The 25,122-nt window shown below is 73.5% G+C and carries 27 protein-coding genes; 13 read left to right on the forward strand and 14 right to left on the reverse strand.

What is annotated here, in order from left to right; genetic code table 11:
- Positions 1-58: 58 nt before the first annotated feature.
- The 3 genes from ABT026_RS05910 (at position 59) to ABT026_RS05920 (ending at position 2,663) form a co-directional block, all read left to right on the forward strand.
- A complete protein-coding gene (locus ABT026_RS05910; RefSeq protein ID WP_351112584.1) occupies positions 59-1,369 on the forward strand; it encodes a M20/M25/M40 family metallo-hydrolase in 1,311 nt (436 codons plus the stop codon).
- Positions 1,370-1,504: 135 nt separating this feature from the next.
- The gene (chpH, locus tag ABT026_RS05915) at positions 1,505-1,738 is read left to right on the forward strand and encodes a chaplin ChpH (protein WP_351112586.1); all 234 of its coding nucleotides are present in this window, start codon (positions 1,505-1,507) and stop codon (positions 1,736-1,738) included.
- A gap of 115 nt (positions 1,739-1,853) precedes the next feature.
- Positions 1,854-2,663, forward strand: coding sequence for a chaplin (locus ABT026_RS05920; protein WP_351112588.1), 810 nt, complete (start codon positions 1,854-1,856; stop codon positions 2,661-2,663).
- Between the two features lie 74 nt (positions 2,664-2,737).
- Here the strand turns inward: ABT026_RS05920 and ABT026_RS05925 are convergent, their stop codons facing one another.
- Entirely contained in the window at positions 2,738-2,926 is a 189-nt protein-coding gene (locus tag ABT026_RS05925; RefSeq protein WP_108956220.1) for a DUF5703 family protein, read from the reverse strand.
- Positions 2,927-2,973: 47 nt separating this feature from the next.
- Here ABT026_RS05925 and ABT026_RS05930 point away from each other — a divergent pair, with 47 nt between their 5' ends.
- The gene (locus ABT026_RS05930; RefSeq protein WP_351112590.1) at positions 2,974-3,609 is read left to right on the forward strand and encodes a hypothetical protein; all 636 of its coding nucleotides are present in this window, start codon (positions 2,974-2,976) and stop codon (positions 3,607-3,609) included.
- 175 nt (positions 3,610-3,784) lie between these two features.
- Here the strand turns inward: ABT026_RS05930 and ABT026_RS05935 are convergent, their stop codons facing one another.
- Positions 3,785-6,121 (reverse strand): helix-hairpin-helix domain-containing protein, encoded by a 2,337-nt coding sequence (locus tag ABT026_RS05935; protein WP_351112592.1) that lies wholly within the window; start codon positions 6,119-6,121, stop codon positions 3,785-3,787.
- Entirely contained in the window at positions 6,118-7,101 is a 984-nt protein-coding gene (locus ABT026_RS05940; RefSeq protein ID WP_351112594.1) for an aldo/keto reductase, read from the reverse strand. Before ABT026_RS05940 ends, ABT026_RS05935 begins: the two co-directional genes overlap by 4 nt.
- 183 nt (positions 7,102-7,284) lie before the next feature.
- Between ABT026_RS05940 and ABT026_RS05945 the strand changes: the two genes are divergently transcribed.
- The 3 genes from ABT026_RS05945 to ABT026_RS05955 all read left to right on the forward strand — a co-directional run bounded on the left by ABT026_RS05945 (position 7,285) and on the right by ABT026_RS05955 (position 9,845).
- Positions 7,285-8,340, forward strand: a complete 1,056-nt coding sequence (locus ABT026_RS05945; protein ID WP_351112596.1) for an LLM class F420-dependent oxidoreductase — start codon at positions 7,285-7,287, stop codon at positions 8,338-8,340.
- Positions 8,341-8,582: 242 nt separating this feature from the next.
- On the forward strand, positions 8,583-9,377 hold the full coding sequence (locus ABT026_RS05950) for a ferritin-like domain-containing protein (protein ID WP_351112598.1): 795 nt from the start codon (positions 8,583-8,585) through the stop codon (positions 9,375-9,377).
- A gap of 81 nt (positions 9,378-9,458) precedes the next feature.
- Positions 9,459-9,845, forward strand: a complete 387-nt coding sequence (locus ABT026_RS05955; RefSeq protein ID WP_351112600.1) for a YchJ family protein — start codon at positions 9,459-9,461, stop codon at positions 9,843-9,845.
- A gap of 42 nt (positions 9,846-9,887) precedes the next feature.
- Here ABT026_RS05955 and ABT026_RS05960 read toward each other — a convergent pair whose 3' ends face one another.
- The 4 genes from ABT026_RS05960 to ABT026_RS05975 form a co-directional block, all read right to left on the reverse strand.
- A complete protein-coding gene (locus ABT026_RS05960; RefSeq protein ID WP_351112602.1) occupies positions 9,888-10,448 on the reverse strand; it encodes an NUDIX hydrolase in 561 nt (186 codons plus the stop codon).
- 45 nt (positions 10,449-10,493) lie between these two features.
- Positions 10,494-11,069, reverse strand: coding sequence for an NADPH-dependent F420 reductase (locus tag ABT026_RS05965; RefSeq protein ID WP_351112604.1), 576 nt, complete (start codon positions 11,067-11,069; stop codon positions 10,494-10,496).
- Between the two features lie 216 nt (positions 11,070-11,285).
- Positions 11,286-12,686, reverse strand: a complete 1,401-nt coding sequence (locus ABT026_RS05970; protein WP_351112607.1) for a GntP family permease — start codon at positions 12,684-12,686, stop codon at positions 11,286-11,288.
- Between the two features lie 100 nt (positions 12,687-12,786).
- A complete protein-coding gene (locus tag ABT026_RS05975; protein WP_351112609.1) occupies positions 12,787-13,311 on the reverse strand; it encodes a gluconokinase in 525 nt (174 codons plus the stop codon).
- A 130-nt stretch (positions 13,312-13,441) separates the two neighbouring features.
- On the opposite strand from ABT026_RS05975, the gene ABT026_RS05980 reads away from it, so the two are divergent.
- From ABT026_RS05980 to ABT026_RS05990, 3 genes are all read left to right on the forward strand, one after another.
- On the forward strand, positions 13,442-14,143 hold the full coding sequence (locus tag ABT026_RS05980; RefSeq protein WP_351112610.1) for a FadR/GntR family transcriptional regulator: 702 nt from the start codon (positions 13,442-13,444) through the stop codon (positions 14,141-14,143).
- Positions 14,144-14,292: 149 nt separating this feature from the next.
- A complete protein-coding gene (locus tag ABT026_RS05985; RefSeq protein ID WP_351112613.1) occupies positions 14,293-15,318 on the forward strand; it encodes a phosphotransferase family protein in 1,026 nt (341 codons plus the stop codon).
- 2 nt (positions 15,319-15,320) lie between these two features.
- The gene (locus ABT026_RS05990; RefSeq protein WP_351112615.1) at positions 15,321-16,535 is read left to right on the forward strand and encodes an acyl-CoA dehydrogenase family protein; all 1,215 of its coding nucleotides are present in this window, start codon (positions 15,321-15,323) and stop codon (positions 16,533-16,535) included.
- Between the two features lie 66 nt (positions 16,536-16,601).
- On the opposite strand, the gene ABT026_RS05995 is transcribed toward ABT026_RS05990, so the two are convergent.
- From ABT026_RS05995 to ABT026_RS06005, 3 genes are read right to left on the reverse strand one after another with little or no spacing between them, the layout of a single operon-like run.
- A complete protein-coding gene (locus ABT026_RS05995; RefSeq protein ID WP_351112617.1) occupies positions 16,602-17,195 on the reverse strand; it encodes a TetR/AcrR family transcriptional regulator in 594 nt (197 codons plus the stop codon).
- A 50-nt stretch (positions 17,196-17,245) separates the two neighbouring features.
- A complete protein-coding gene (locus ABT026_RS06000) occupies positions 17,246-18,904 on the reverse strand; it encodes an AMP-binding protein (RefSeq protein WP_351112619.1) in 1,659 nt (552 codons plus the stop codon).
- Positions 18,901-19,668, reverse strand: a complete 768-nt coding sequence (locus tag ABT026_RS06005) for an SDR family oxidoreductase (RefSeq protein ID WP_351112621.1) — start codon at positions 19,666-19,668, stop codon at positions 18,901-18,903. The genes ABT026_RS06000 and ABT026_RS06005 overlap by 4 nt, the downstream gene beginning before the upstream one ends.
- 250 nt (positions 19,669-19,918) lie before the next feature.
- On the opposite strand from ABT026_RS06005, the gene ABT026_RS06010 reads away from it, so the two are divergent.
- Together ABT026_RS06010 and ABT026_RS06015 are read left to right on the forward strand one after the other, a co-directional pair.
- On the forward strand, positions 19,919-21,193 hold the full coding sequence (locus ABT026_RS06010; protein ID WP_351112623.1) for an exo-beta-N-acetylmuramidase NamZ family protein: 1,275 nt from the start codon (positions 19,919-19,921) through the stop codon (positions 21,191-21,193).
- A 246-nt stretch (positions 21,194-21,439) separates the two neighbouring features.
- Positions 21,440-22,045, forward strand: a complete 606-nt coding sequence (locus ABT026_RS06015) for a hypothetical protein (RefSeq protein WP_351112625.1) — start codon at positions 21,440-21,442, stop codon at positions 22,043-22,045.
- A gap of 124 nt (positions 22,046-22,169) precedes the next feature.
- On the opposite strand, the gene ABT026_RS06020 is transcribed toward ABT026_RS06015, so the two are convergent.
- The gene (locus ABT026_RS06020) at positions 22,170-22,751 is read right to left on the reverse strand and encodes a TM2 domain-containing protein (protein WP_351112627.1); all 582 of its coding nucleotides are present in this window, start codon (positions 22,749-22,751) and stop codon (positions 22,170-22,172) included.
- Between the two features lie 145 nt (positions 22,752-22,896).
- A complete protein-coding gene (gene soxR / locus ABT026_RS06025; RefSeq protein ID WP_351112629.1) occupies positions 22,897-23,361 on the reverse strand; it encodes a redox-sensitive transcriptional activator SoxR in 465 nt (154 codons plus the stop codon).
- Between the two features lie 133 nt (positions 23,362-23,494).
- Here soxR and ABT026_RS06030 point away from each other — a divergent pair, with 133 nt between their 5' ends.
- Positions 23,495-23,956, forward strand: coding sequence for a MaoC family dehydratase (locus ABT026_RS06030; RefSeq protein WP_351112631.1), 462 nt, complete (start codon positions 23,495-23,497; stop codon positions 23,954-23,956).
- 51 nt (positions 23,957-24,007) lie between these two features.
- Here the strand turns inward: ABT026_RS06030 and ABT026_RS06035 are convergent, their stop codons facing one another.
- Both ABT026_RS06035 and ABT026_RS06040 read right to left on the reverse strand, forming a co-directional pair.
- On the reverse strand, positions 24,008-24,637 hold the full coding sequence (locus ABT026_RS06035; protein WP_351112633.1) for a TetR/AcrR family transcriptional regulator: 630 nt from the start codon (positions 24,635-24,637) through the stop codon (positions 24,008-24,010).
- Positions 24,638-24,802: 165 nt separating this feature from the next.
- Entirely contained in the window at positions 24,803-25,090 is a 288-nt protein-coding gene (locus ABT026_RS06040; RefSeq protein WP_351112635.1) for a YiaA/YiaB family inner membrane protein, read from the reverse strand.
- Positions 25,091-25,122 lie beyond the last annotated feature (32 nt).

A 25,122-nucleotide genomic window follows, 5' to 3' on the forward strand; every position in this document is an offset into this window, starting at 1 on the left:
GGGAGGATGTGACAGCACCACAGCAGGACCACATCCGGACGACAGCGGGAGGTAGCGCGTGAGCGAGAAGGTCACCGGGGAGGACGAGGTCGTCGACCTCTGCCGGGAGCTGATCCGGATCGACACCAGCAACTACGGCGACGGTTCCGGGCCCGGTGAGCGCAAGGCCGCCGAGTACGTGGCCGAGAAGCTCGCCGAGGTGGGCCTGGACCCGAAGATCATCGAGTCGCGTCCCGGGCGGGCCTCCACCGTGGCGCGCATCGAGGGCGAGGACCGCTCCCGGCCCGCGCTGCTCATCCACGGCCACACCGACGTCGTCCCCGCCAACGCCGACGACTGGACGCACCACCCCTTCGCCGGCGAGATCGCCGACGGCTGCGTCTGGGGACGCGGCGCGGTCGACATGCAGGACATGAACGCCATGACCCTGGCCGTGGTCCGCGAGCGGCTGCGCACCGGCCGCAAGCCCCCGCGGGACGTCGTGCTGGCGTTCCTGGCCGACGAGGAGGCCGGCGGCACCTACGGCGCCCGGCACCTCGTGGACAACCACCGCGACCTCTTCGAGGGCGTCACGGAGGCCATCGGCGAGGTCGGCGGGTTCTCCTTCACGGTCAACGAGAAGCTGCGGCTCTACCTCGTCGAGACGGCCCAGAAGGGCATGCACTGGATGCGGCTGACCGTGGACGGCACGGCCGGCCACGGCTCGATGACCAACCACGACAACGCGGTCACCGAACTGTGCGAGGCGGTCGGGCGGCTGGGCCGGCACACCTGGCCGGTGCGGGTGACCAAGACGGTCCGCTCCTTCCTGGACGAGCTCTCGGACGCCCTGGGCACCGAACTGGACCCCGAGAACATGGAGGAGACGCTGGCCAAGCTGGGCGGCATCGCCAAGATGGTCGGCGCCACCCTGCGCAACTCGGCCGCGCCCACCATGCTCGGCGCCGGCTACAAGGTGAACGTCATCCCCGGCCAGGCCACCGCCCACGTCGACGGCCGCTTCCTGCCGGGCTACGAGGAGGAGTTCCTCGCCGATCTGGACCGCCTCCTGGGTCCCCGGGTACGCCGGGAGGACGTGCACGCGGACAAGGCCCTGGAGACGGACTTCGACGGCCGGCTGGTCGACGCCATGCAGAGCTCGCTGGTGGCGGAGGACCCCATCGCCCGGGCGGTGCCGTACATGCTCTCCGGCGGCACCGACGCCAAGTCCTTCGACGACCTGGGCATCCGCTGCTTCGGCTTCGCGCCGCTGAAGCTGCCCCCGGAGCTGGACTTCGCCGGGATGTTCCACGGCGTGGACGAGCGCGTGCCGGTCGACGGCCTGAAGTTCGGGGTGCGGGTGCTGGACCGCTTCCTCGACGCCTGCTGACCGGGTAATCGCTCAGGCGTCCAGCAGCCTCCCGGGACGAGTGAATGCGCTCATAGGCTCGTAGCCCTATTAGCCCGTCCTCGTTACAGGTGATGCGACCGCAACTGGGTCGCGTTTGCCTTTCCAGGAGGAATCATGATCAAGAAGATCGTCGCCGCCGCTGCTGCCACCGGTGGACTTGTGCTGGCCGGCGCGGGCATGGCCGCCGCCGACGCGGGGGCCGAGGGCGCCGCCGTCGGCTCCCCCGGTGTCGTCTCCGGCAACGTCATCCAGGTGCCCGTTCACGTGCCGGTGAACGTCTGCGGCAACACGATCAGCGTCATCGGCCTGCTGAACCCGGCCTTCGGCAACGCCTGCGTCAACGGCTGACACTCGCTCCGTTCCACACGGCGCCGAGACGGCCGGCCCCGGGTTTCCCCCGGGGCCGGCCCGTCGGCCGCCCCTCTCAGGTACCAGACAAGGTCGAAGGCAGGAAGTTCTCAGAATGCGACACGTCACCCGTAAGGGCCTGATGACCGTGGCGGCGGCGACCGGTGTCATCGCCGCGGCCGGAGGTCAGGCTCACGCCGACGCCCACGCCGGCGGCTCCACGGCCAACTCCCCCGGCGTGCTGTCGGGGAACACCGTCCAGGTGCCGGTGAACATCGGCGTCGACGTCTGCGGCAACACCGTGAACGTCGTGGGTCTGCTCAACCCCGCGGCCGGCAACGGCTGCGCGATCGGCGGCGGCAGCCACGGCTCCGGGAAGCACGGCGGCGGAAAGCACGGTGGCCAGCAGGGCGGTGGCCAGCACGGCGGTGGCAAGCACCGCGGCGGTCACGACGGTCACGGCGGCGCGCACGCCGACGGCCGCAGCAGCGGCTCGCCCGGCGTGGGGTCGGGCAACACCGTCCAGGTGCCGGTGGACGTTCCGGTGAACGTCTGCGGCAACAGCGTGAACGTGGTCGGCCTCGGCAACGCCGCCGTGGGCAACGACTGCGTCAACGAGGGCACCGGCCGTCACCGCAAGCCCCCGGCCACGCCGGAGCGTCCCGACGAGCCGGGCAGGCCCGGAAAGCCGGACACCCCCGACACGCCGGGCAAGCCCGGGAAGCCGGAGACCCCGGACAGGCCCGACACGCCCGGCACCCCCGGGACTCCGGACACCCCCGACGGACCCGCCCCGCACGGCGGCACCCCGCCGCAGCTCGCCGAGACCGGCGCGGGCGTCCCGGCCGGATCGGTGCTGCCGATCGGCGCGGGCGCGCTGCTGGCCGGCGTGATGCTCTTCCGCCGGGCTCGCTCCGCGGCGTGAGATAAGTCTCCCCGCCGGAGACGTCCGAAGACGGGTGAAGCGGGCTCCGCCGAGGCGGAGCCCGCTTCACCCGTTCACCATGTCGCGCGTACCTGTCGGATGATCCGTCTGCGGAGCCGCACCCTGCGGCTGCCGTCCCGCATCAGGCTGAGGCGGTACAACTCCCAGTGCCCGTACTCCGCGTGGTCCGTCAGCAGGCGTGCCGTGTCCTTGCGGGAGACCCCGCGCGGTACGTACACGTCGACAAATTCGTATTCGGCCATCGCATCCATTGTGCGGGCACCCGCCCGGTACGGATAGCGTCTGCACCATGTCTGATGCTGCGCAGCCCACCGCTGCCGAGGTCCGTGCCGCCGTCGAGGCGGTCAAGGTCGCGCTCGACCGTCACCTTGCGGCGGTCGAACGGCGGTCGGGGGAGGACGACCCGGCCGTCCACGAGGCGTTCAACCAGTTGGCCGCGGCGGCCGAGGTCTACGACGAGCTGCTGTACACGGTGCACGACGAGGTGACGCCGTTCGAGATCCCGGGGATCGAGGAGTCCCTCCCTCCGTACGAGGGACCGGCCGAGCCGCAGGCGGTCGGCGTGCTGATCCGGCGGGACTACACCGTCACCGAGCCGCAGCGGCTGCTGGCCGCCGCGCGCCGGATCGAGGAGGCGGACGAGGACGCGGCGGACGACCTCGGCGACGACGCGTTCTCCCGGACGACGCACGGTGCGCTGGGGCTGCTCTTCGGCGAGTACGAGCCGGACGAGATCGCCTCGCGGCACCGGGAGTTCGGGCTGGAGGAGGGCGACTCCACGCTCTGGGTGACGGCTCAGGAGGAGCCCGCCGAGGCCGGTGAGTGGCTCGCCGCCCCCTTCGAGGCCGCGGACCCGGCCCAGGTCGTCTGCCGCTTCGACGTCTCCGCGGTCTTCGACGACGACTCCGACGACGACCTGGGCTGACGGACCGGGGCGCGGGGCCCGCGCGAAGCCAGGCGGGGCCCGCGCGAAGCCCACGCGGTTCGGGCGTCGCGCGTGTCGCATACGTCGCCCCCTGCGCCCCGCAGGACCCCACGGACGTCACGGACCCCGTGGGCGACCCGGACCGGCCGGGCCGCCCGCGGGGTCTCCGCTTCCGTCAGGCCTGGCGGGCGGCCCGCAGGAGGGCCGGGAGGCGGGTGGTGCGGGGCCGGGGCGCACCGGAGGCGACCGCTTCGGCGAGGGCCGGGCCGACGCCCTGGACGACGGACAGGTGCCGCTCCGCCCGGCCGAAGGCGGTGTACACCCACGCCCGGTCGAGCGCGGCCCCGGCATCGCCGGGCAGCACCGCGACGACGGCGGGCCAGCGCTGCCCGACCGCCTGGTGGGCCGTCACCGCCCAGCCGTGGCGCAGGGTGCGCTCGACGGCGTCCGGCGGCACGACGACCGTCGCGCCGGCCAGGTCGAGGTGGAGTCCTTCGGCGTCCCCCTTGGCGACGCGGCCCAGGACCGTGCGCCCGGGCTCCGGCGACCAGGCGACCCGGTCCCCGGGGTCGAAGCCGCCGAAGCGGCCGGGGCCGGGGTTGAACCGCTCCTTGAGCGCGGCGTTCAGCACCCGGGTGCCGACCGCGCCGCCGTGGCCGGGGGTGAGGACCTGGGTCTGCTCGGGCGGCACGCCGATCGCCCGGGGCACCGAGTCCGCGATCAGCTGCACCGTCCGGTGCACCGCCTCGCGGGGGTCCCGGACGGGCACGACGGCGACCTCGTGACCGGGCGACTCGACCGTGATCAGCTCGCCCACCCCGATCGCGGAGACCAACTCCCCGACCGGCCCGGGGTCGGGCGTCCGGGAGGCGACCTGCGGGCAGACCTTGGCGGCCAGCAGGTCGGCGAAGACCCGGCCGGGCCCGGCCGACCACAGCACTGCCGGGTCGCCGCCGAGCACCAGCCGGGCGCCGTCCGGCAGCGACTCCACCAGGACGGCGGCGCTCTCCACGCCGAGCTGGGGCGCGTCGAGCACCACCAGCAGGTCGAGGCCGAGCGCCCCGTCGGCGTCCCGGGCCGGGCCCTGGACCCCGGAGAGCAGCCCGGCGGTGGTGACGACGGCCCGCTCGTCCACGGGGCTCCCGGCCAGCGCGGCGCGCAGCCGGCGGCGGCCGTCCGCGGTGTGGGTGACGGCGCACACCCGCAGCCCCAGGGAGGCCGCGGCGGCGAGCAGGGCGGCGGGTTCGGCGCGGGCCGCCTCGCCGCCGGTGTGCAGTACCAGCGCGTGGCCGGCGACGGCGCGGACCAGGTCCGCCGCGGAGCCGCGCAGCCGCGCGGCGGCCGCCTCCCAGTCCTCCGCCGACCCCGTGGGCGTGGTGTTGACGAGGCGGGCCAGGCCGTCGGCGAGGCTCTCCTCGGCCATGGCGTAGCGCTCGAGTCCGACGAGCACCCGCACGGGGCGCTCCTCCTCGGCCTCGTCGCCCTCCTCCGCGGATGCGGCCGGAGCGGGGGCGGGGGCCGCGGCGGGGACGTCGTCCAGCGCGTCCTGGAACACCAGCACGTCGCCCTCGGCCACGGCGCTCTGCACGGCGGCGTCCGGGTCGGGCACGCCTTGGGCGCCGAGGGCGGCGGCCAGGGCGGGCGCCTCCAGCGCGGTGTGCCCGGACAGCGCCGCCCGCTCCAGCGCCCGCACGGTGAGCGCGCGGCCGCGGCGCTCGTCGTCGGGGCGGACCTCGGGGCCCAGCAGGGCGCGGGCAAAGGCGTCCGCGTGCTCCGGCCGGACGCCCTCGACCCGCAGCAGCTGCCAGGGGTCCTCACGCAGCAGCACGTCGGCGCCCTCGCCGAGCACGGCGGCGGCGGACGGCGCGAGGGCCTCAGGGGCTCCGCCGGCCGCCAGGACGGCACGGACGGCCTCCACGGCGGCCGGATCGGGCCCGGCGGGGGCAGCGGCGGGCGGCGGGGTGGGGCGGGGCCGCTCGGGCTCCGGCACGGCGGGCCGGCGCGGCGCGGGCGGCTCGCTGAACACGCTGCCGGCGGGCTTCTCGCCCTTCTCGACGGCGCGCACCGCGGCGAGCAGTTCGGCGGCGGTGCCGGACAGCTTCCCGCCGGCCTCCACCGGGCCCTGCTTGGCCGCCTTGCGGCGCTCGATCCGCTCGCGCTCCGTCTTCTGCGCCAGCAGCTCCGCCTCCGCCTCGGACATCTCCGCCGCGGACTTCCCGTCGGCCTCCGCGGCCACGGGCTCCTCGCCGTCGGTCTCCCCGGCCCCAGGACCGTCGCCGGCGGCCGTGGGCCCGTCGCCGTCGGTCCCAGGACCGTCTCCGGCGTCCTCCGCGGCCTTCTCGGCAGGTCCCTCGGCGGCTGCCGCGGAAGCCTCCTCCGCGCCCTCGGCGGTGGTCCGCTCCGCGGTCCCGTCGGCGGGCCCGGCGGGCCGGCGGTCGGCAGCGGTCCGGTCGGCGCCCTCGTCCCGCGGCCCCGGCTCGGGTTGCTCCGTGGTCTCGGGGTCCGTCGTCACAGCGTGCTCCAGTCGTGATCGGGATAGCGGTGCTCGGGCGCCGACACGTCGTCGAGAGCCCTGCAGATCTCGTCCGGAAGCGTAAGCGTCTCCACCGACAGTGCCGCCTCCAGCTGCTGCGGGGTGCGCGCCCCGACGACCGGGGCGGTGACCCCGGGCCGGTCGCGGATCCAGGCCAGCGACACCTGGAGCGGCGTGACGGCCAGCCCGTCGGCGGCGGTGGCCACCGCGTCGACGATGCGCGCGGCGGCGTCGTCGAGGTACGGGGCGACGAAGGGGGCGAGGTGCTCGGAGCCGCCGCGCGAGTCGGAGGGGGTGCCCGTGCGGTACTTGCCGGTGAGCACGCCGCGCCCCAGCGGCGAGGACGGCAGCAGGCCGACGCCCAGCTCGCGCGCGGCGGGCAGCACCTCCCGCTCGACGCCGCGCTGGAGCAGCGAGTACTCCATCTGGGTGCCGGCCAGCGCGGTCCGCGCGCCCGGCACGGCGAGCTGCCAGGTGGCGGCCCGGGCGAGCTGCCAGCCGCAGAAGTTGGAGACCCCGACGTAGCGGGCGCGGCCGCTGGTCACGGCGATGTCGAGGGCCTGCAGCGTCTCCTCGAGCGGGGTGCGGTCGTCGTACGCGTGCACCTGCCACAGGTCGACGTGGTCGGTACCGAGGCGGGCGAGCGAGGCGTCGAGGGCGGCCAGCAGGTGGCCGCGCGAGCCGTCGACGCGGCGCTCGGGGTCGGGCACGCTGCCCGCCTTGGTGGAGATGACCAGGTCCTCCCGCGGCACCAGGTCGGCGATCAGCCTGCCCAGCAGGTACTCGGCCTCGCCGCCGCCGTATATGTCGGCGGTGTCGACGAGGGTGCCGCCGGCCTCCCAGAACGTCCGCAACAGGTCGGCGGCCTCGTGCTCCTCGGTGTCCCGGCCCCAGGTGAGGGTGCCGAGCCCGATGCGGGACACGCGCAGGCCGGTCCGGCCGAGATGCCTCTGCTTCATGGACGCGCACATTACTGGCCGGATTCGTGTCCCGGGGAACCCTGTGGACAACCCGGGCCGGCCCCTTACCGCCAGTCACCCTCCGACGTGACCCGCGTCGCCCCCTCCCCCGCTCCCCACCGGGCCCTTCGCGCGCTAGGGTCCTGCTGGACAGGGACGTTACTGATCGGTAAGGGGTGCGGTATGCGGCTCGGGATCAACCTCGGCTACTGGGGCGCCGGAATGGACTCGGACAACCTGGAGGTGGCCAAGGAGGCCGACCGCCTGGGGTACTCCGTCTGCTGGGCCGCGGAGGCCTACGGCTCCGACGCCGCCACGGTGCTCAGCTGGGTCGCGGCCCAGACGGAGCGCATCGACGTCGGTTCGGCGATCTTCCAGATCCCGGCCCGTCAGCCCGCGATGACGGCGATGACCGCGGCCACCCTGGACTCCCTCTCCGGCGGCCGTTTCCGCCTGGGCCTGGGCGTCTCGGGCCCGCAGGTCTCCGAGGGCTGGTACGGCGTCAAGTTCGACAAGCCGCTCGCCCGTACGCGTGAGTACGTGGAGATCATCCGCAAGGCGATGACCCGCGAGCGCCTGTCCTACGAGGGCCAGCACTGGACGCTGCCGCTGCCGGGCGGCCCGGGCAAGCCGCTGAAGCTGACCGTGCACCCGGAGCGCGAGCACATCCCGGTCTACATCGCGGCGATCGGCCCGAAGAACCTGGAGCAGACCGGCGAGATCGCGGACGGCGCCCTGCTGATCTTCCCGTCGGCCGACCACCTCGAGGAGACCGCGGTCCGGCACATCCGCGCGGGCCGCGAGAAGGTGGGGAAGACGCTGGAGGGCTTCGACATCGTCCCCACGCTGCCGCTGGCCGTGGGCGAGGACAAGGACGTCCCGGCGCTGGCCGACGCCTTCCGCCCCTACACCGCGCTGTACGTGGGCGGCATGGGCAGCCGGAAGCAGAACTTCTACAACCAGCTCGCCCAGCGCATGGGCTACGAGCAGGCCGCCGCCGAGATCCAGGACAAGTACCTGGCCGGCGACAAGGACGGCGCGGCCGCCGCGGTCCCGCAGGACCTGATCGACAGCACCACCCTGCTGGGCTCCGTGGACCGGATCGCCGACCGGATGAAGGCCTACGCCGCCGCCGGCGTCACCACCCTGACGCTGGCCCCGGCCGGTTTCACGCTCGAGGAGCGGATCACCGCGCTGCGCGCCGGCATGGAGGCCCTGGAGCGCGCCGACCTCGCCTGAGGCCTGGTGCCGGATCCCGGCACGTAAGGAAGCTTTGCGGCCGTGGTGGGGGCTCGGGGGTCCTCCCCGCCACGGCCGTCACGGGGAACAACGCGCCGGCGGCGCGCCGGTTACGTGCCGGCGCCGTCCGGCGGTCCTCCGATCGGCCCATCGGCCGCCCGGAGCTGTTGCGCCGCCCGGGGCACGGCCGTTGACTCGGTCTCCGGAGATCCGCGTCCGTGTCCTCGGAAGAGGGGTGCCCCATGCTTTCCGCCAGGAGTCTGTTCCAGGAGATCTTCGACAACGACGAGGCGTTCCGCCTGTTCTGCTCCGTCGCCGCCGGCGGTGAGGCGCAGGGCGGCTGGGAGAACGCCCGGATCGCGGCGCTGGTGCCGGCCGAGGAGCGCGAGATGGGGCCGCGGATCGCCCGCCACGGAGCGGACGAGGACAAGCACGGGCGGATCTTCACCGCGCTGATGCGCAAGCGCGGACTGGAACCGGTGGAGGTCCCGACGGACGTCGACTACACGATGCTGCTGGAGCGCGACGGCATCGGACTCCCGCACCACAAGCTGCGCCGCGAGGAGCAGTTGAGCGTCCGCGACCTGGTCGTGTACCTCGCGCACAGCCGGGTCACCGAACAGCGGGCGTCGGAGCAGATGCGGCTGCTGTGCGCCGTCTTCGGCGACCACCCGGACGTCGGGCGTGCGGTGCGGATGATCTCCTCCGACGAGGACCACCACCTGGCCTACTGCCACGAGGAGCTGCTGCGGCTGTCGGCGGCCGGGTACGGGCGGCTGATCCGGCGGACGCTGCGCGAGACGGCGCTGGCCGAGATCGCGGTCTACCGGGACGTCAGCATCGCGGTGATGGCCCGCATGGGCCGGATCCTCGGCTGGCCCGCGCCGAAGCGTGCCGCGCTGGCCGCGGGCATCCACGCGATGTACGCCGTCGAGCGCGCGGGCGGCTGGCGGCGCATGGTCACCCTGCGGATGCCGGAGCCGGCGATGCGCGACGCCCTGGGCGGCCCCGCCGTCCCGGCCCCCGAGTTCGCCTGAGCCCCCGCACGACCCGTCCCGGGCCCCGGCGGCGAGGGGACCGAGGACGGCTGAGCCCCCGGGGCCGGGCAGAATGGGCGCATGTCCACCGCGCGTTCCTGCCCCTGCGGGCTGCCCCGGCCGTACGACGCCTGCTGCGGGCGGTTCCACTCCGGTTCCGCCGTCGCGGCCACCGCCGAGCAGCTGATGCGCTCCCGGTACAGCGCCTTCGTGAAGCTGGAGGCGGGGTACCTGCTGCGCACCTGGCACCCGCGGACCCGTCCGGCGGAGCTCGACCTGGACCCCGGCACCCGCTGGACGGGGCTGGAGATCCTGGCCACCGAGGGCGGGACGGCCTTCCACTCCACCGGCACGGTCACCTTCCGCGCCTCCTACCGCGGCGGCGCGATGACCGAGCACAGCCGCTTCGAGCGGGAGCAGGGCGGCTCCGGGGCCTGGCTGTACGTGGACGGCGACGTCTCGGGCTGAAGGGGCCCGGGCGCTCACGCTCAGGCAACCGCTCATGCCGGTTCAGGCGCGCCCGCGGAGCTCCCGCAGCCGGTGGTAGGCGGCCAGGCCGTCGGGCACCCACTCCCAGGTGTCGATGCGGGCCGCCAGTTCCTCCTCCGTGAGGAAGGCGTGCCAGGCGACCTCCTCCGGCTGGGGCCGGACCGGCTGCTCGCAGCGGACCTGGTGGACGGCCGACCACCAGCTGTGGCCGGCGCCGTCGTCGTAGAGGAACTTGTCCAGGAACTCCGGCTGCGGCAGCCCGCTCACCCCCAACTCCTCCTCGGCCTCGCGCAGGGCCGCGACCTCGTAGGACTCTCCCGCGCCGACCACCCCGCCCACGAACATGTCGTACAGGGACGGGTAGACCAGCTTGGTGGCCGTCCTGCGGTGGACGAAGACGCGGCCCTCGGCGTCCCGCGCCTCGACGAAGACGCACCGGTGCCGCATCCCCCGCGCGTACACCTCCCCGCGCGGCCGCCGGCCGACGACCCGGTCGTGCTCGTCGACGACGTCGAGGATCTCCTCCGCCGAACGTGCGGCGTGTGCGGCCAGGAAGTCCGCGTCGGACTCGGAACCAGTCATGCCGACATCCAACCGCACCCGCCGCCGGGCGACCCGCTCCCGTGGTCAGTCCACGAGGCCGAACCCGCCGGTCCAGGCGATCTTCTCCCGCGCCGCGAGGGTGAGCTGGAGGAAGCCGAGCGCCTCCAGCTCGCGGGCGCGCTTCAGGGATCCGGCGTCGACGGCGCGCAGGCCGCCGGCGGTGACCACGCCGGCGAGCAGCGCCTTGGAGTCGGCGTCGTCGCCGGCGACGAGGACGGTGGTGGGGAGCTCGCCGACGGTTCCGGACGCCAGTGTGGCGGCGAAGGTCGTGTTGAAGGCCTTCAGCACCTTGGAGCGCGGCAGCGCGGCGGCGATTCCGGCCGTGGCGGAGCTGTCGGCGGGGACGACGAGGGAGTCGAAGGTCGAGAAGTCCAGCGGGTTGGTGATGTCCACGACGATCTTGCCGGCCAGTTGCTCGCCGCGGGCGTCGAGGACGGCGTCGACGGCGGGGTAGGGCACGGCGAGGACGACGATGTCGCCGGTGAGGGACTTGTCGGCGTCGGCCTTGCCGAGCAGCTCGACGGTGCTGCCGCCTCGGGTGGCGACGCCGGCGATCGCCTGGCCCATGGTGCCGGTGCCGATGATGCTGAGATGTGCCACGAGGCGCTCCTTGGGGGACGGGACCTGAGAGGTTGTCGCTCCCACTGTCGCCTCGGGCGCTGCCCCGGCCCGCTCATCACCCGGCCGTGACGCCCTCCGACCACCCGAACGCACCGCAACGCCCGGGCGGCTGCCGCCGCGCCGGGCGCACGTGACCCGCAGCCGTGACCGGGGTGCGGCGGGCCGGCCGCTCCACCCCGGTCACAGGCCGCGGGGCTAGACGAAGACCGACAGCAGCAGCACCGTGGCCCCGCCGACCACCGAGATCAGCGTCTCCATCACCGACCAGGTCTTGATCGTCTGGCCGACGGAGAGCCCGAAGTACTCCTTGACCAGCCAGAACCCGGCGTCGTTGACGTGGCTGAAGAAGACCGATCCGGCGCCGACGGCCAGGACCAGCAGCGCCGTCTCCGCCGGGGACATGCCCGCCGCGAGCGGGGCGACCAGGCCGGCCGCCGAGATGGTGGCGACCGTCGCCGAGCCGGTGGCCAGACGGATCACCACGGCGATCAGCCAGGCGAGCAGCAGCGCGGGGATCGACCAGTTCTCGGATATCTCGAGGATCATCTGCCCGACGCCCGAGTCGATCAGGGTCTGCTTGAAGCCGCCGCCCGCACCGACGATCAGCAGGATGCCGGCGATCGGGGCGAGGGACTTCTCGACGGTGGCGGAGAGGCGTTCCTTGGTGAAGCCGGCGGCCCGGCCCAGCGTGAACAGGCCCACCAGTACGGCGGCGAGCAGGGCGATCATCGGGGAGCCGACGACGTCGAAGACGCGCTGGACGGAGTTCTCCGGGTCGTCCACGACGATGTCGACCAGCGCCTTGGCCAGCATCAGCACGACCGGCAGCAGCATGGTGGCGAGGGTCGGGGCGAAGCCGGGGCGCTTGGCCGGGTCCTGGTTCTCGTCGACGACGGGGACCATCCGCTCCGGCGCGGGCACGTCCACCCAGCGGGCGGCGTAGCGGGAGAAGAGCGGACCGGCGACGATCACCGTGGGGATCGCCACGACCAGGCCCAGCGCCAGCGTGAGGCCGAGGTCGGCGTCCACCGCGTCGATGGCGGCCAGCGGGCCGGGGTGCGGCGGGATCAGGCCGTGCATCACGGAGAGGCCGGCCAGGGCGGGGATGCCGATCCGCATCAGGGAGAAGTTGCCGCGGCGGGCCACCATCAGCACCACCGGGATCAGCAGGACCACGCCGACCTCGAAGAACAGCGGCAGGCCGATCACCGAGGCGATCAGCACCATCGCCCACGGCATGGCCCGGCCGTTCGCCTTGGCCAGGATGGTGTCGACGATCCGGTCGGCGCCGCCGGAGTCGGCGAGCAGCTTGCCGAGGACGGCGCCCAGCGCGATCAGCACGCCGACGCCCGAGACGGTGGAGCCCAGCCCCGTGGTGAAGCTGGCGATGGTCTTGTCCAGCGGGGCGCCGGCGAAGGCGCCGAGGGCCAGCGAGCCGACGGTCAGCGCCAGGAAGGCGTGCAGCTTGAACTTGGTGATGAGCACGACGATGACGGCGATGCCCGCGAGCACGGCGATGCCCAGGTGGGCATGGCCGGCCGAGGTGATCGGCTCGACGGCGTCCGCCGCCAGAGTCTCGACGCTGAGTCTGGTCACGGTGGTTCCTTGCGAGGGGGGTTCGTGGGGGTGTGGGGGTGGGTGGGGCGGGGCGGGCCGTGGGGACCCGTGGGAGGAGGAAGGCGGGGGTGGGCGGCGGTCAGGCGGCGGCGCGCACGGCGGCCTCGGCCGCCCGGGCGATCTCCTCCGGCTGCGCCGCGAGGTCGACGACGACGCCGGCCTCGTCCGGCTGGAGCGGCTGGAGGGTGGCGAACTGGGAGTCCAGCAGCGAGCGGGGCATGAAGTGGCCCTTGCGGCCGGCCATCCGCCGCTCCACGAGGGCGCGGTCGCCGCTGAGGTGGACGAAGAACAGGCCGGGGCCCGCGGCCCGCAGACGGTCGCGGTAGGCCCGCTTGAGCGCCGAGCAGCTGACCACGCCGCCGGTGCCGCGGCGCTCGTGCGCCCAGGCGCCGATCAGGTCCAGCCAGGGGGCCCGGTCCTCGTCGTCCAGCGGCGTGCCGGCCGTCATCTTGGCGATGTTGGCGGGCGGGTGGAACTCGTCGCCCTCGGCGAAGGGGACGTCGAGGAGCTCGGCGAGGCGGCGGCCGATCGTGGTCTTGCCGGTGCCGGCGACCCCCATGACCACCACGACCGGTGGGACGGGCTGGGCGGTTTCAGGGGCCATGGTCTTCTCGCAGTCTTCGTCGACTCTCGTCTGCCGGGGGACACTGAAACTCATGTGATGTGATGAATTCAAGACCGCGAACCTAAAAAGTCTGACTTTTGAGGTGTGCGACATCCCATACCCTGATGCCATGACCGTCCAGGCCCGCGGGCTGCACGCACAGGTACTCGACCGCCTGGGGCCCGCGATCACCGCGGGGGAGCACCCGCCCGGCAGCGTGCTGCTCACCGACGAACTCGCCCAGCAGTACGGGGTCTCGCGCTCCGTGATGCGTGAGGCGGTGCGGGTCCTGGAGTCGATGCAGCTGGTCGCCTCCCGCCGCCGGGTCGGCGTGACGGTGCGGCCGGTGGAGGAGTGGAACGTCTACGACCCGCAGGTCATCCGCTGGCGGCTGGCCGGCGCCGACCGCGCCCGCCAACTCCGTTCGCTCACCGTCCTGCGCTCCGCCGTCGAGCCGGTGGCGGCCGGTCTGGCCGCGCGCCACGCCTCGCCGGAGCAGTGCGCGGAGCTGACGCGGTGCGCGCTCGGCATGGTGGCCACCTCGCGCGGGCACCGGCTGGCGGAGTACCTGGTCCACGACGTGGCCTTCCACCGTGTGATCCTGAGCGCCTCGGGCAACGAGATGTTCGCCCGCCTCGGTGACGTGGTGGCCGAGGTCCTCGGCGGACGCACCCGCCACGAGGTGATGTTCGAGGACCCGGACCCGGCCGCCGTGACGCTCCACGTCCGGGTGGCGGAGGCGGTCCGCGAGGGCGACGCGGCGGAGGCGGAGCGCCTGACCCGGGAGATCACCGTGGGCGCGCTGCGCGAGCTGGACATCCTGGCGCCCTGACCGCCCGCCGCGGGAGCCCTCCGGAGGTTCCGCCGCCGGTCACGCGGGGCAAGGTTGTTCCCGTCACGTTAGGTTCCGGCTATGGACTGCATACCGACCGGTCGGCATCATGATCTGGTGTCTTCGTCGTCGCCCGAAGGAGCTCGAGAATGAGCCGCCCCGACCATCCGCCAGGCCTCGATCCGGTCCGGCTGCGCGAACTGCTCGAGCGCGAGCGGCCCGGCCTGCTGCAGGGTGAGCTGTCCGCCCGCCTCATCGAGGGCGGCCGGTCGAACCTCACCTACCACGTCACCGACGGCGTCGGCCGCTGGGTGGTCCGCCGTCCGCCGCTGGGGCACGTGCTGGCCACCGCGCACGACATGCGCCGCGAGCACCGGGTGATCAGCGCCCTGCACCCGACGGCGGTGCCGGTGCCCGCCCCGGTCCTGTTCTGCGAGGACGAGGAGGTGCTGGGCGCGCCGTTCTACGTGATGGAGTTCGTGGCCGGCACGCCCTACCGCACCTCGGAGCAGCTCGCCCCGCTCGGCCCGGAGCGCACCCGTGACGCGGTGCTGGGGCTGGTCGACACCCTCGTGGAGCTGCACGCGCTGGACCCGGAGGCGATCGGGCTGGGCGACTTCGGCCGCCCCGAGGGCTTCCTGGAGCGCCAGCTGCGCCGCTGGGGCAAGCAGCTGGCCGCCTCCCGCAGCCGCGAGCTGCCGGGCATCGACGAACTGCACGCCGCGCTGGGCGCCCGGCTGCCGGACTCCCCCGCGCCCGCCGTAATACATGGCGACTACCGCCTGGACAACGTGCTGGTCGGCGAGGACGACCGGATCATGGCCGTCCTGGACTGGGAGATGTCCACCCTGGGCGACCCGCTGACCGACCTCGGCCTGCTGGTCATGTACAGCACGCCGCACGGGCTGCCCGGCTCCCCCGTCTCCACCACCGCCGAGGCCGCGGGCCACCCCGCCCCGGCCGAACTGGTCGAGCGGTACGCGGCGCTGTCCGGCCGCGACGTCTCGGGCGTCTCCTGGTACACCGCCTTCGCCTGGTTCAAGCTCGCGGTGATCCTCGAGGGCATCCACTACCGGTACACGCTCGGCCAGACCGTCGGCGGCGGCTTCGACCGCATCGGCGACCTGGTGCCCTACTTCATCGAGCACGGCCTCACCACTCTGCAGGAAGGCTGATCATGGACTTCGCGTTCGACGCGCGCACCGAGGAACTGCGCACCGAACTCCTCGCGTTCATGGAGGAGTTCGTCTACCCGGCGGAGGCGGTGGCCCGCGAGCAGCGCGCCGCGCTCGCCGACCCGTGGGAGCACGTGCCGGTGCTGCACGACCTGCAGGAGGAGGCACGCCGCCGCGGGCTGTGGAACCTGTTCCTGCCGGACGCCGAGTACGGCGCGGGACTGACCAACCTCCAGTACGCCCCGCTCGCCGAGATCACCGGCCGCTCCCCGCAGCTGGCTCCGGACGCCCTGAACTGCGCGGCGCCGGACACCGGCAACATGGAGCTGCTGAACCAGTTCGCCACCGACGAGCAGAAGAAGCAGTGGCTGGCGCCGCTGCTGGCCGGCGAGATCCGCTCGGCCTTCGCGATGACCGAGCCGGAGGTGGCCTCCTCGGACGCCACCAACATCACCACCCGGATCGAGCGGGTCGGCGACGAGTACGTGATCAACGGCCGCAAGTGGTACATCTCCGGGGCGATGAACCCGGCGTGCCAGATCTTCATCGTGATGGGCAAGACCGACCCGGACGGCGCGGACATCCGCCGTCAGCAGTCGATGGTGCTGGTCCCGCGCGACACCCCGGGTCTGCGGGTGGAGCGGGCGATGACCGTCTTCGGGTACGGCGACGAGTACCACGGCGGGCACGCCGAGGTGGTCTTCGAGGACGTCCGGGTGCCGGTGTCGAACCTGGTCGGCGAGGAGGGCGGCGGTTTCGCCATCGCCCAGGCGCGGCTCGGCCCGGGCCGCATCCACCACTGCATGCGGCTGATCGGCATGGCGGAGCGGGCGATCGAGCTGATGTGCCGCCGGGCGGTGTCGCGCAACGCCTTCGGCAAGCCGCTGGCGCAGCAGGGCGTGGTGCAGAACTGGATCGCCGACGCGCGGGTCGCGGTGGAGCAGCTGCGACTGCTCGTGCTGAAGACGGCCTGGATGATGGACACGGTGGGCAACAAGGGGGCGCACACCGAGATCCAGGCCATCAAGATCGCCACCCCGCGGACGGTGTGCGGCATCCTCGACCAGGCCATCCAGCTGTACGGCGCGGGCGGGGTCTCGCAGGACTTCCCGCTGGCGGAGCTGTACGCCGGGGCGCGGACGCTGCGGCTGGCCGACGGGCCGGACGAGGTCCACCAGCGGTCGCTGGCCCGCCGTGAGCTGAAGAAATACCTCTAGGCGAACGAAGGCGCGGGGTGGGGACGAGCCGGACTCGTCCCCACCCCGCGCCTTTCGCCGTCGGCGTCAGGGCCGCAGCGCGCGCAGCAGCAGGTCCGCCAGGTGGTCGGCCACCTCGCGGGGGCCCAGCGGGCCGTTGGGGCGGTACCACGTCGACAGGTGGTGGATGGAACCGAAGTGGTAGTCGACCACCAGGCTGGCCGGTGTGGCGCCGGAGAAGACGCCCGCCTCCTGACCCTCCTCGATGAGCCCCTTGAACTGCTCGTGGTAGCGCCGCCGCTCGGCCCGCACCTGCTTGTTCTTCTCGGGGCTGAGGTGGTGGATCGACTGGAAGAAGATCGACGCGTCGTCGAGGTTCTCGATGGTCGTCACCACCACGTCGGCGGCCGCCTCGCGCAGCCGGCGCTCCACCGGGGCGTCGAGCCGCGCGAAGTGGTCCAGCCGCTCCTGCTGGAGCCGCAGCACCCGGGCGTAGACCTCGTGGAGGAGGTCTTCCTTGGAGCCGAAGTAGTGGTACAGCGCGCCCTTGGTGACGCCGGCCGCCTCCACGATCTCCTGCACGGAGGTGCGGTCGTAGCCGCGCTCCGCGAAGAGGCGGGTGGCGGCGGCCAGCAGCCGCTGGGGAACGGGCGTGCCGTCTCCGTCCGTCGTCCTGGCCATCGTGCCGCCACCTGTCCTTCCGGTTCCTTCGTCGTACGTGCGTGCGGGAACTACTTCGTCGCGCGCAGTTCCCTGCGCAGGATCTTGCCAGTCGCCGTCTTCGGCAGGTCCGGCAGGATCTCGACCAGCCGCGGGTACTTGTACGCGGCCAGGCGCTCCTTGCAGTATGCGGCGAGGTCGTCGCCGGTGACCTCGGCCCCCGGGCGCAGCGAGATGTACGCCTTCACCGTCTCCCCGCGGTAGCCGTCGGGGACGCCGACCACGGCCGCCTCGCGGACCGCCGGGTGGGTGTAGAGCACGTCCTCGACCTCGCGCGGCCAGACCTTGAAGCCGGACGCGTTGATCATGTCCTTCTTGCGGTCGACGACGTAGAGCCAGCCCTGCTCGTCCATGAAGCCGATGTCGCCGGTGCGCAGCTCGCCGTCGGGGAAGGTCTCGGCGGTGGCCTCGGGGCGGCGCCAGTAGCCGGGCACGACCTGCGGGCCCTTGACGACGATCTCGCCCTGCTCGCCGAACGGGACCTCCTCGCCCTGGTCGTCCAGGATGCGCACCACGGTGTCGGCGCCGGGGACGCCGACGGCCAGGGTGCCGGAGACCGGGTCGACGGGGGCCCGCAGGCCGCCGACGACCGAGGCGCAGGGGGCGCTGCACTCGGTGAGCCCGTAGCCGTTCTGGATGTAGGGGCCGAAGGCGGCCTCGAAGGAGTCCACCAGCGCGGGCGGCAGCGGGGCGCCGCCGGAGGAGATCTGGGAGAAGGAGGTGAAGTGGTCCCGGCCGACGGACGGGTGGGCGGCCAGCGCCATGAAGGCGGTGGACGGGCCGACGGTGTAGGCGGGGCGGTGTTCGACGAAGGCGTCGAGCACCACGCCGGCCTCGAAGCGGTAGGCGAGCACCAGGCTGCCGGCGCTGTTCAGGGCGGCCAGGAACTGGCAGACCATGCCGGTGATGTGGAACAGCGGGGCGAGCGCGAAGTAGGTGGCGTGCTCGGGCAGCCCGAGGCCGGTGGCCTGCCGCTCGGCGTTGTACATCAGGTTGCCGTGGGTGTTGGTGGCGCCCTTGGGGGTGCCGCTGGTCCCCGAGGTGTAGCTGATCAGCGCGATGTCGTCGGGACCGACCTCGCGGCCCTCGGGCGCGGGGTGGCCGGCCCGGGCGGCCTCGGTGAGGTCCTCGGCGTCGGCGGCCACGGGCAGCCGCTCGAAGTCGAGCACGCGCTTGTCGTCGCGGCTCTGGAAGTCCAGCTCGCAGGCGGTGAGGGCGAACTCGACCGGGGTGCCGTTGGCGGCGTCGCGCAGGTAGGCCTCCCAGGCGCGGTCGGAACAGATCAGCGCCCTGACCCCGCCGTCGGTGAGGACGTGCTTGACCTCGCCGGTCTTGTACATGGGATTGACCGGCAGCACCGTCGCGCCGGCCTTCCAGGCGCCCAGGACGGCGAGCACGAAGGCCGGGGAGTTCTGCAACAGCACGGCGACCCGGTCGCCCTTGGCGACGCCGCGGGCGGCGAGCCGGCCGGCCACCGAGTCGGTGAGCGCGGCGACCTCGCGGTAGGTGAGGCGGCCGTCGAAGTAGGCGAGGAAGGTCCCGTCCGCGCGGTTGGCCAGGGCCCGCTCCAGGGCGTGCACGGCGCTGGCCGGCGGCGTGAGGGGGGCCTTCTGCACATCGGTCAGCAGGGCCAGCCAGGGCTTCGCCGCGTACCGGGATTCGGTGGTCATCGGATGCTCTCCCACTTCTGGTGCAGACGGTTCATGTGCGTCAGCCAGCGCTCCGGGTCGGCCGCCCTGGCCGCGTAGTACTCGGCGACCTCCGGGTGCGGGAGGATCAGGAAGCGGTCCTCGGCAATGCCCTTGAAGAGGGCGTCGGCCACGTCCTCGGGCTCGATCGCGGTGGGGGCGAGGACCAGGTCGCCCGCGCTGCCGGAGCCGGCCAGCATGTCGGTGCGCACGCCCTGCGGGCAGATCGCGTGCACCTTGATCCCGCGGTGGCGGTAGGTGAGCGCGAGCCATTCCGCGTGGGCGTAGGCGGCGTGCTTGGTGGCGCTGTAGGGGGCCGCGCCGATCATGGCGAGCAGTCCGGCCGCGGAGACGGTGGCCACGAAGCGGCCCTCGCCGCGCTCCAGCCACTCGGGCACCAGGGCACGGGCGGCGCGCACGTGCGCCATCACGTTGACGTCCCAGGCCCGCTCCCAGGCCTCGTCGTCGGGGGCGAGGCTGCCGTCGCTGCCGGCGATGCCGGCGTTGGCGCAGAAGACGTCGATCCCCCCGCCGAGGGCCTCGCGGGCGGGCTCCAGCACCGCCGAGGCGTCCCCGGGGACGGCGATCGCGCCGATCTCCCCCGCCACCGCCTCCGCCTTGTCCGCGTCCAGGTCGTTGACCACGACCCTGGCCCCCTCGGCGACGAAGCGCCTGGCCATCGCGGCACCGATGCCGCCTCCCGCCCCGGTGACGACGACACGGGCATCTCGCACGGCTTCCACCATCGGTCTCCTCCGACACGACGTGACACGGCACTGTCGCCGCTGCACTGGCGGCGTCAGACTAACCGGTCGGTATGTTGCGCGGAAGAGGTAGGCGCAGGGCCGTTCGGGGACATCGGGGGCGCGCGGGGGGTGGACCAGGACCCGCGTGGGCATGACACTCGGCACCGGCCGCCCCACAAGGGCGCCACCGCACCATCCGTCAGTGAGGAAGAGCCGGGCACCACCCCACGATCCACGGAGGTCACGCACCATGAGACTGTCCAGACGAGGTCTGCTCACCGCCGCCACGGCAGCCCTGTCCGCCACCGCGGCCGGCGCCGCGCAGGCGGCCGAGCCGTCCGGGCCGCCGGTCGGCGACACCCCGCCCTCGGGCGGACGGCCGCTGCGCACCGGGTTCGAGCGCCTCGTCGCGGACGGGTACGCGCCGCTCGACGGCCGGAAGGTCGGCATCGTCACCAACCCGACCGGCATCACCCGCGACGCCACGCACATCGTCGACGTGATGCACGCCGACGACCGGGTGGACCTGACGGCGGTCTTCGGGCCGGAGCACGGCTTCCGCGGCACCGCCCAGGCCGGCGGCTCCGAGGGCTTCTACAAGGATCCCGCCACCGGGCTCCCGGTGTACGACACCTACCTCAAGACCGGCCAGGCGCTGGCGGACATCTTCACCGCCTCCGGCGTGGACACCGTGGTCTTCGACATCCAGGACGCGGGCGCCCGCTTCTACACCTACATCTGGACGCTCTACGACTGCATGGAGGCCGCCGCCCTGGCCGGCAAGCGGTTCATGGTGCTGGACCGGCCCAACCCGGTCTCCGGCCGCTCGGCCGAAGGACCGGTGATGCACCCGCAGTTCGCCACCTTCGTCGGCCGCAAGCCGATCTCCCAGCAGCACGGCATGACGGTGGCGGAGCTGGCCCTGCTCTTCAACGGGGAGTTCCTGACCACCCCGGTGGAGCTGGAGACCGTCCGGATGACCGGGTGGCGGCGCGACGAGTTCTACGACGCCTCCGGGTTGCCGTGGGTGCCGCCGAGCCCCAACATGCCGACCCCGGACACCGCGCTGGTCTACCCGGGCACCTGCCTCTTCGAGGGCACCAACCTCTCGGAGGGCCGCGGCACCACCCGCCCCTTCGAACTGCTGGGCGCACCCGGCGTCGACGGGTCGTGGGCGGCGGCCGCCAACGAACTGGGCCTGCCCGGCGTGCGGTTCAGGGAGGCGTACTTCCAGCCGACCTTCAACAAGTACTCCGGCCAGACGGCCGGCGGCGTGCAGGTCCACGTCACCGACCGCGCGGCGTTCGAGCCGGTGCGCACCGGCATCGCGCTGCTGATCACCGCCAAGGAGACCTGGAGCGGATTCGCCTGGCGCGCGGACAACTGGATCGACAAGCTCACCGGCTCGACCGGGGTCCGCGACCGGATCGACGCGGGCGCGGGTCTCGACGAGGTGGTGGCCGGCTGGCAGGACGAACTGGCCGCCTTCCGCGCCACCCGGAAGCGGTATCTCCTGTACCGCTGACCAGGGTTGGGACCACGGGCGGGCCGCGTGCCGACGCGGCCCGCCCGTTCTGTTCGCTCTTGTCGCGCATAGTCCCGCCGTCAACAGGAACCCGCATGGTGTGCCGTCCGGCTTATGGCAGACCTCGGCCGAACCGATGGAGCCGGTTGGGCGGCCGGCACGTCCGATGGGCGAAGGCCTTGCGGCGACGCCGAGTTGGACGACGTGGGACAGCAGTCGAGGGCACGTGCGACGGAGGTACGGTCGATGGCGGGATTCCGGAGTCTGGCGAGACAAGTACGTGACCAGCGGTGCGACCTGGCGTTGCGGCGGTACTCGCTGCGCAAGTGTCTGGAGAGGTTCGCGCCCTACGGCCACCGGGCGACCTGGGACCACCTCTGCGTCACCTGGGGGTTCGGCCCGGAGGACCGGTCCCCCGATCCGCGCCGGCTGGTGGGCGCGGTGGCGGAGCTGGAGCAGGCCCGGGAGATCTGGCTGCGCTACGAGGTGGCCTTCGCGCAGCGGCGGCGCCAGGAGAAGCACGACGGGCTGCGCCGGCCGGGCTCGGTGGACGACTGGCACCGCAGGACCTGGGGCGGGTTCGGGATCGCCTGGTGCGACGATCCCCGCGTCCACCCCGCGGACCCGCTGCCGGAGGTGCTGCGCCGGCTGATCGGAGCGCTGGAGCGGGAGCCGGGGAGGAGCTGCCCGGTCTGCGGCGACGAGGATCTGGCCTGGCGCCACGGCATGAACCACGAACCGTCCAGCGGGCCGGTGTGCGTCGGGTGCGGGATCCTCGTCCCGCTGCCGGTGCTCACGCCGGAGGCCGTGGAGACGGCGCGGCGGGGACGACGGCAGCTGGCCGCCGTGTGACGACGGACCGGCGTCGGCCGTGTGACGACGGACCGGCCCCGGTGGCGGGCGGCGTGGAGGGCGCCCGCCACCGGGGCCGGTCCGTGGTCCCGCGCGGGCCGCGGGCGGCCGGCCGCCCGGACGGTCAGCCGCGCAGCGGACGGCCCTGCGCGTCGGTGTTGTCGCCGGCCAGCAGCAGGATGCCGTCGACCAGCGCCCAGACGCCGAGGCCGCCGCAGGTGAAGAGCTGCGCGATGGCGATGCCGACGTGGCCGGTGTAGAAACGGCCGACGCCGAAGCCGCCGAGGAAGAGCTGGAGCAGACCGGCGACCAGCTTCGACTTGTCCGAGTAGGGGCGCCCGTAGATGTCGTAGCCGTACGGCGCCTGGGGGTCGCCGGTCCAGGTGCCGGGCGGCACCTGGCCCTGGTAGCCGTACGGGCCGAAGCCGGGGTACTGCCCACCGGGCGGGGGCGGGTAGCCGGGACCAGGACCCTGAGCCCCGGGCGGGGGCGGGTAGCCCGGACCGGGACCCTGGGGGCCGGGCGGCGGCGGGTAGCTGTAGCCGGGCGCCTGCGCACCGGGCGGCGGCGGGTAGCCGTAGCCGGGCTCCGCACCGGGCGGCGGCGGGGGCGGGTAGCCGTAGCCGGGCCCCTGCGGACCGGGCGGGGGCTGTGGGCCCTTGGGTCCGCCCTGCGGGTACGGAGGCTGCTGGGGCTGGTCGGTCACGGGGTGGTGCTCCTGCGGGGAAGAGGGCCGCGGAAGGCCGCGGGCAAAGGCAGTCAGGCGATCATCATCGTGCAGGAACAAACCGGCCCGGTACAGAGGGATCGGGAAATGGGAACCAGGGCTCCGCGCGGGCGTGCGGGCCCGCTCACCGCTTCCCCGCCTCAGGGGCCAGCCGGGAGCCGGTCAGTCCGGCGCCGATGGTGTCGTCCGGGTTGGACAGGGCGCAGGTGCGCATCGACAGGCACCCGCAGCCGATGCAGTCGGTGAGGTGGTCCCGCAGCCGCTCCAGGCGGCTGATGCGGTCGTCCAGCTCGGCGCGCCACAGCTCGGAGAGGCGGGCCCAGTCCTCGGGGGTGGGCGTGCGGCCGTCGGGGAGCTCGGCCAGGGCGTCGCGGATGGCGGTCAGCGGCATCCCCACCCGCTGGGAGGCCCGCACGAAGGCGACGCGGCGCAGGGTGTCGCGGGTGTAGCGGCGCTGGTTCCCGGCGGTGCGGCGGCTGGTGATCAGCCCCTTGGACTCGTAGAAGTGCAGCGCCGAGACCGCCACGCCGCTGCGCGCCGCGAGCTGACCGACGGTGAGTTCCTGGACCTTGGCGGGGATCTGGGGCACGCGCCGACCCTACCCAGCGCGCGCGGGACGCCACCGTCCGGCATTGACAGGAGCGCGGACCGGAACCATGCTAAGCAGTCGCTTAGCATCAGCGCTCAGTTCACCGCAGACGCGAGAGGCCAGGGACAGCGACATGGCAGAGCCGAGGATCTTCACCTCCCCCGACGAGCTGAAGGCCGCCGTGGGCGAACAGCTCGGGCACACCGACTGGGTCGAGATCGACCAGAAGCGGATCGACCTGTTCGCGGAGGCCACCGGCGACCACCAGTGGATCCACGTCGACCCGGAGAAGGCCGCCCGGGGTCCCTTCGGCACCACGATCGCGCACGGCTACCTGACCCTGTCGCTGCTGCCCCTCTTCGGCCCGCAGCTGATCGCGGTCGAGGGCGTGAAGATGGGCGTGAACTACGGCACCAACAAGGTCCGCTTCCCCTCCCCCGTCCCGGTGGGCTCCCGGCTGCGCGCCACGGCGACGATCACGAACGTCGAGGACGTGCCCGGCGGCGTGCAGCTCTCGCTGGCCTTCACCGTCGAGCGCGAGGGCGGCGACAAGCCGGTCTGCGTCGCCGAGTCGGTGTCGCGCTACTACCTCTAGCCCGTCGGCCCCACGCGGCGGCTCGGCGCCGGGCCGGCCCCGCGCGGCGGCTCAGCGCTTGGCGCCCACCATGTTGAGCACGAGGTCGGCGTAGAGCCCGCCGACCTCGTCGGGCGTCCAGCGGCCGTCCACCCGGAACCAGCGGGCCACGTCGATGCACAGCGACATGATCGCCAGCGTGGCGCCCTGGACGTCCGGCACCTCGAACTCGCCGGCCGCGACGCCTTCCTGGATGATCCGCCGCACCTGCGCGTCCACCTGCTTGCGCAGCGCCACGATCTCGTCGCGCGAGTCCTCGCCGAGCGCCTCGAGCTCGTACTGCACCACCCGCGCGGTGGTGTGCTGGGCGGCGTGCCAGCGCACGAAGGAGCCGACCGCCTCGGCGAGCCGCTCGGCCGCCGTACCCTCACCGTCCGCGGCGGTGCGCAGGATGGTGAGGGCCTTCTCGTGACCGATCCGGCTGATCCGGGCGAGCAGCTCTTCCTTGGTCTTGTAGTGGATGTAGAGCGCGGCCGGGCTCATGCCCGCGCGGCCCGCGATGTCACGGGTCGTCGTGGCGTGGTAGCCCCGCTCGGCGAACGCGTCGACCGCGGCCACCAGCAGGCGCCGGGCGGCCTCGGGTGTGACCTCGGCCCAGGGCTGCTCGCCGCCGCCGGGCGTCGTCTCCTCCGCCGTACTCATCGCTCGCCTCGCCTCTCTCGCTCCCCGTCCCGCTCACCCTGGACGAAGACCCTCCGGACCGCACGCCGTACGTGCGGGGCACCACCATACCGCCGGACTCTGAGCGGGCGCTTAGACGAGGGGCCTACGTCCGGCCGCGGGGCCGCCGGAGCCCGCGGAGGGGCGTCAGAGCTTCTGGAAGGGGTCGTGCTCGGCGAGGAGCTTCTCCAGGCGCGCCTGGTCCACCCGGCTGACGATGGCGCCCGCCTCCTGGCGGTCGCGGATCACCTTGGCCAGCGTGAAGGCCGAGGTGACCAGGTAGAGGACGGCCACCGCGAAGAAGCCTCGCACCCAGGCGCTGGCCTCCATCTTCACGATGCCGATGCTGGTCGCGCTCAGCGCGACGACGAACGATGCCACCGCCTGGCCGTAGAAGGCCACGGTGCTCTGCTGCTTGACGGGCGTCTCGGTCATGGAAGAAGCATCGGGCGGACGCGCCCTCCGGC

This window comes from Streptomyces sp. NPDC002734 (genome assembly GCF_040295685.1).
GTDB lineage: Bacteria > Actinomycetota > Actinomycetes > Streptomycetales > Streptomycetaceae > Streptomyces.

Excerpts from the sequence above, each read along its gene's own strand:
- ABT026_RS05955 (WP_351112600.1), top strand. The coding sequence starts at position 9,459 with ATGTCCACCGCGCGTTCCTGCCCCTGCGGGCTGCCCCGGCCGTACGAC.
- ABT026_RS06010 (WP_351112623.1), top strand. The coding sequence starts at position 19,919 with ATGAGACTGTCCAGACGAGGTCTGCTCACCGCCGCCACGGCAGCCCTG.
- ABT026_RS05975 (WP_351112609.1), bottom strand. The coding sequence starts at position 13,311 with ATGGCCCCTGAAACCGCCCAGCCCGTCCCACCGGTCGTGGTGGTCATG.
- ABT026_RS05945 (WP_351112596.1), top strand. The coding sequence starts at position 7,285 with ATGCGGCTCGGGATCAACCTCGGCTACTGGGGCGCCGGAATGGACTCG.
- ABT026_RS05950 (WP_351112598.1), top strand. The coding sequence starts at position 8,583 with ATGCTTTCCGCCAGGAGTCTGTTCCAGGAGATCTTCGACAACGACGAG.
- ABT026_RS05980 (WP_351112610.1), top strand. The coding sequence starts at position 13,442 with ATGACCGTCCAGGCCCGCGGGCTGCACGCACAGGTACTCGACCGCCTG.
- ABT026_RS06015 (WP_351112625.1), top strand. The coding sequence starts at position 21,440 with ATGGCGGGATTCCGGAGTCTGGCGAGACAAGTACGTGACCAGCGGTGC.
- ABT026_RS05960 (WP_351112602.1), bottom strand. The coding sequence starts at position 10,448 with ATGACTGGTTCCGAGTCCGACGCGGACTTCCTGGCCGCACACGCCGCA.
- ABT026_RS05920 (WP_351112588.1), top strand. The coding sequence starts at position 1,854 with ATGCGACACGTCACCCGTAAGGGCCTGATGACCGTGGCGGCGGCGACC.
- ABT026_RS06000 (WP_351112619.1), bottom strand. The coding sequence starts at position 18,904 with ATGACCACCGAATCCCGGTACGCGGCGAAGCCCTGGCTGGCCCTGCTG.
- ABT026_RS05985 (WP_351112613.1), top strand. The coding sequence starts at position 14,293 with ATGAGCCGCCCCGACCATCCGCCAGGCCTCGATCCGGTCCGGCTGCGC.
- ABT026_RS05995 (WP_351112617.1), bottom strand. The coding sequence starts at position 17,195 with ATGGCCAGGACGACGGACGGAGACGGCACGCCCGTTCCCCAGCGGCTG.
- ABT026_RS06035 (WP_351112633.1), bottom strand. The coding sequence starts at position 24,637 with ATGAGTACGGCGGAGGAGACGACGCCCGGCGGCGGCGAGCAGCCCTGG.
- ABT026_RS05940 (WP_351112594.1), bottom strand. The coding sequence starts at position 7,101 with ATGAAGCAGAGGCATCTCGGCCGGACCGGCCTGCGCGTGTCCCGCATC.
- ABT026_RS06005 (WP_351112621.1), bottom strand. The coding sequence starts at position 19,668 with ATGGTGGAAGCCGTGCGAGATGCCCGTGTCGTCGTCACCGGGGCGGGA.
- ABT026_RS05930 (WP_351112590.1), top strand. The coding sequence starts at position 2,974 with ATGTCTGATGCTGCGCAGCCCACCGCTGCCGAGGTCCGTGCCGCCGTC.
- ABT026_RS06040 (WP_351112635.1), bottom strand. The coding sequence starts at position 25,090 with ATGACCGAGACGCCCGTCAAGCAGCAGAGCACCGTGGCCTTCTACGGC.
- chpH (WP_351112586.1), top strand. The coding sequence starts at position 1,505 with ATGATCAAGAAGATCGTCGCCGCCGCTGCTGCCACCGGTGGACTTGTG.
- ABT026_RS05990 (WP_351112615.1), top strand. The coding sequence starts at position 15,321 with ATGGACTTCGCGTTCGACGCGCGCACCGAGGAACTGCGCACCGAACTC.
- ABT026_RS05925 (WP_108956220.1), bottom strand. The coding sequence starts at position 2,926 with ATGGCCGAATACGAATTTGTCGACGTGTACGTACCGCGCGGGGTCTCC.
- ABT026_RS06030 (WP_351112631.1), top strand. The coding sequence starts at position 23,495 with ATGGCAGAGCCGAGGATCTTCACCTCCCCCGACGAGCTGAAGGCCGCC.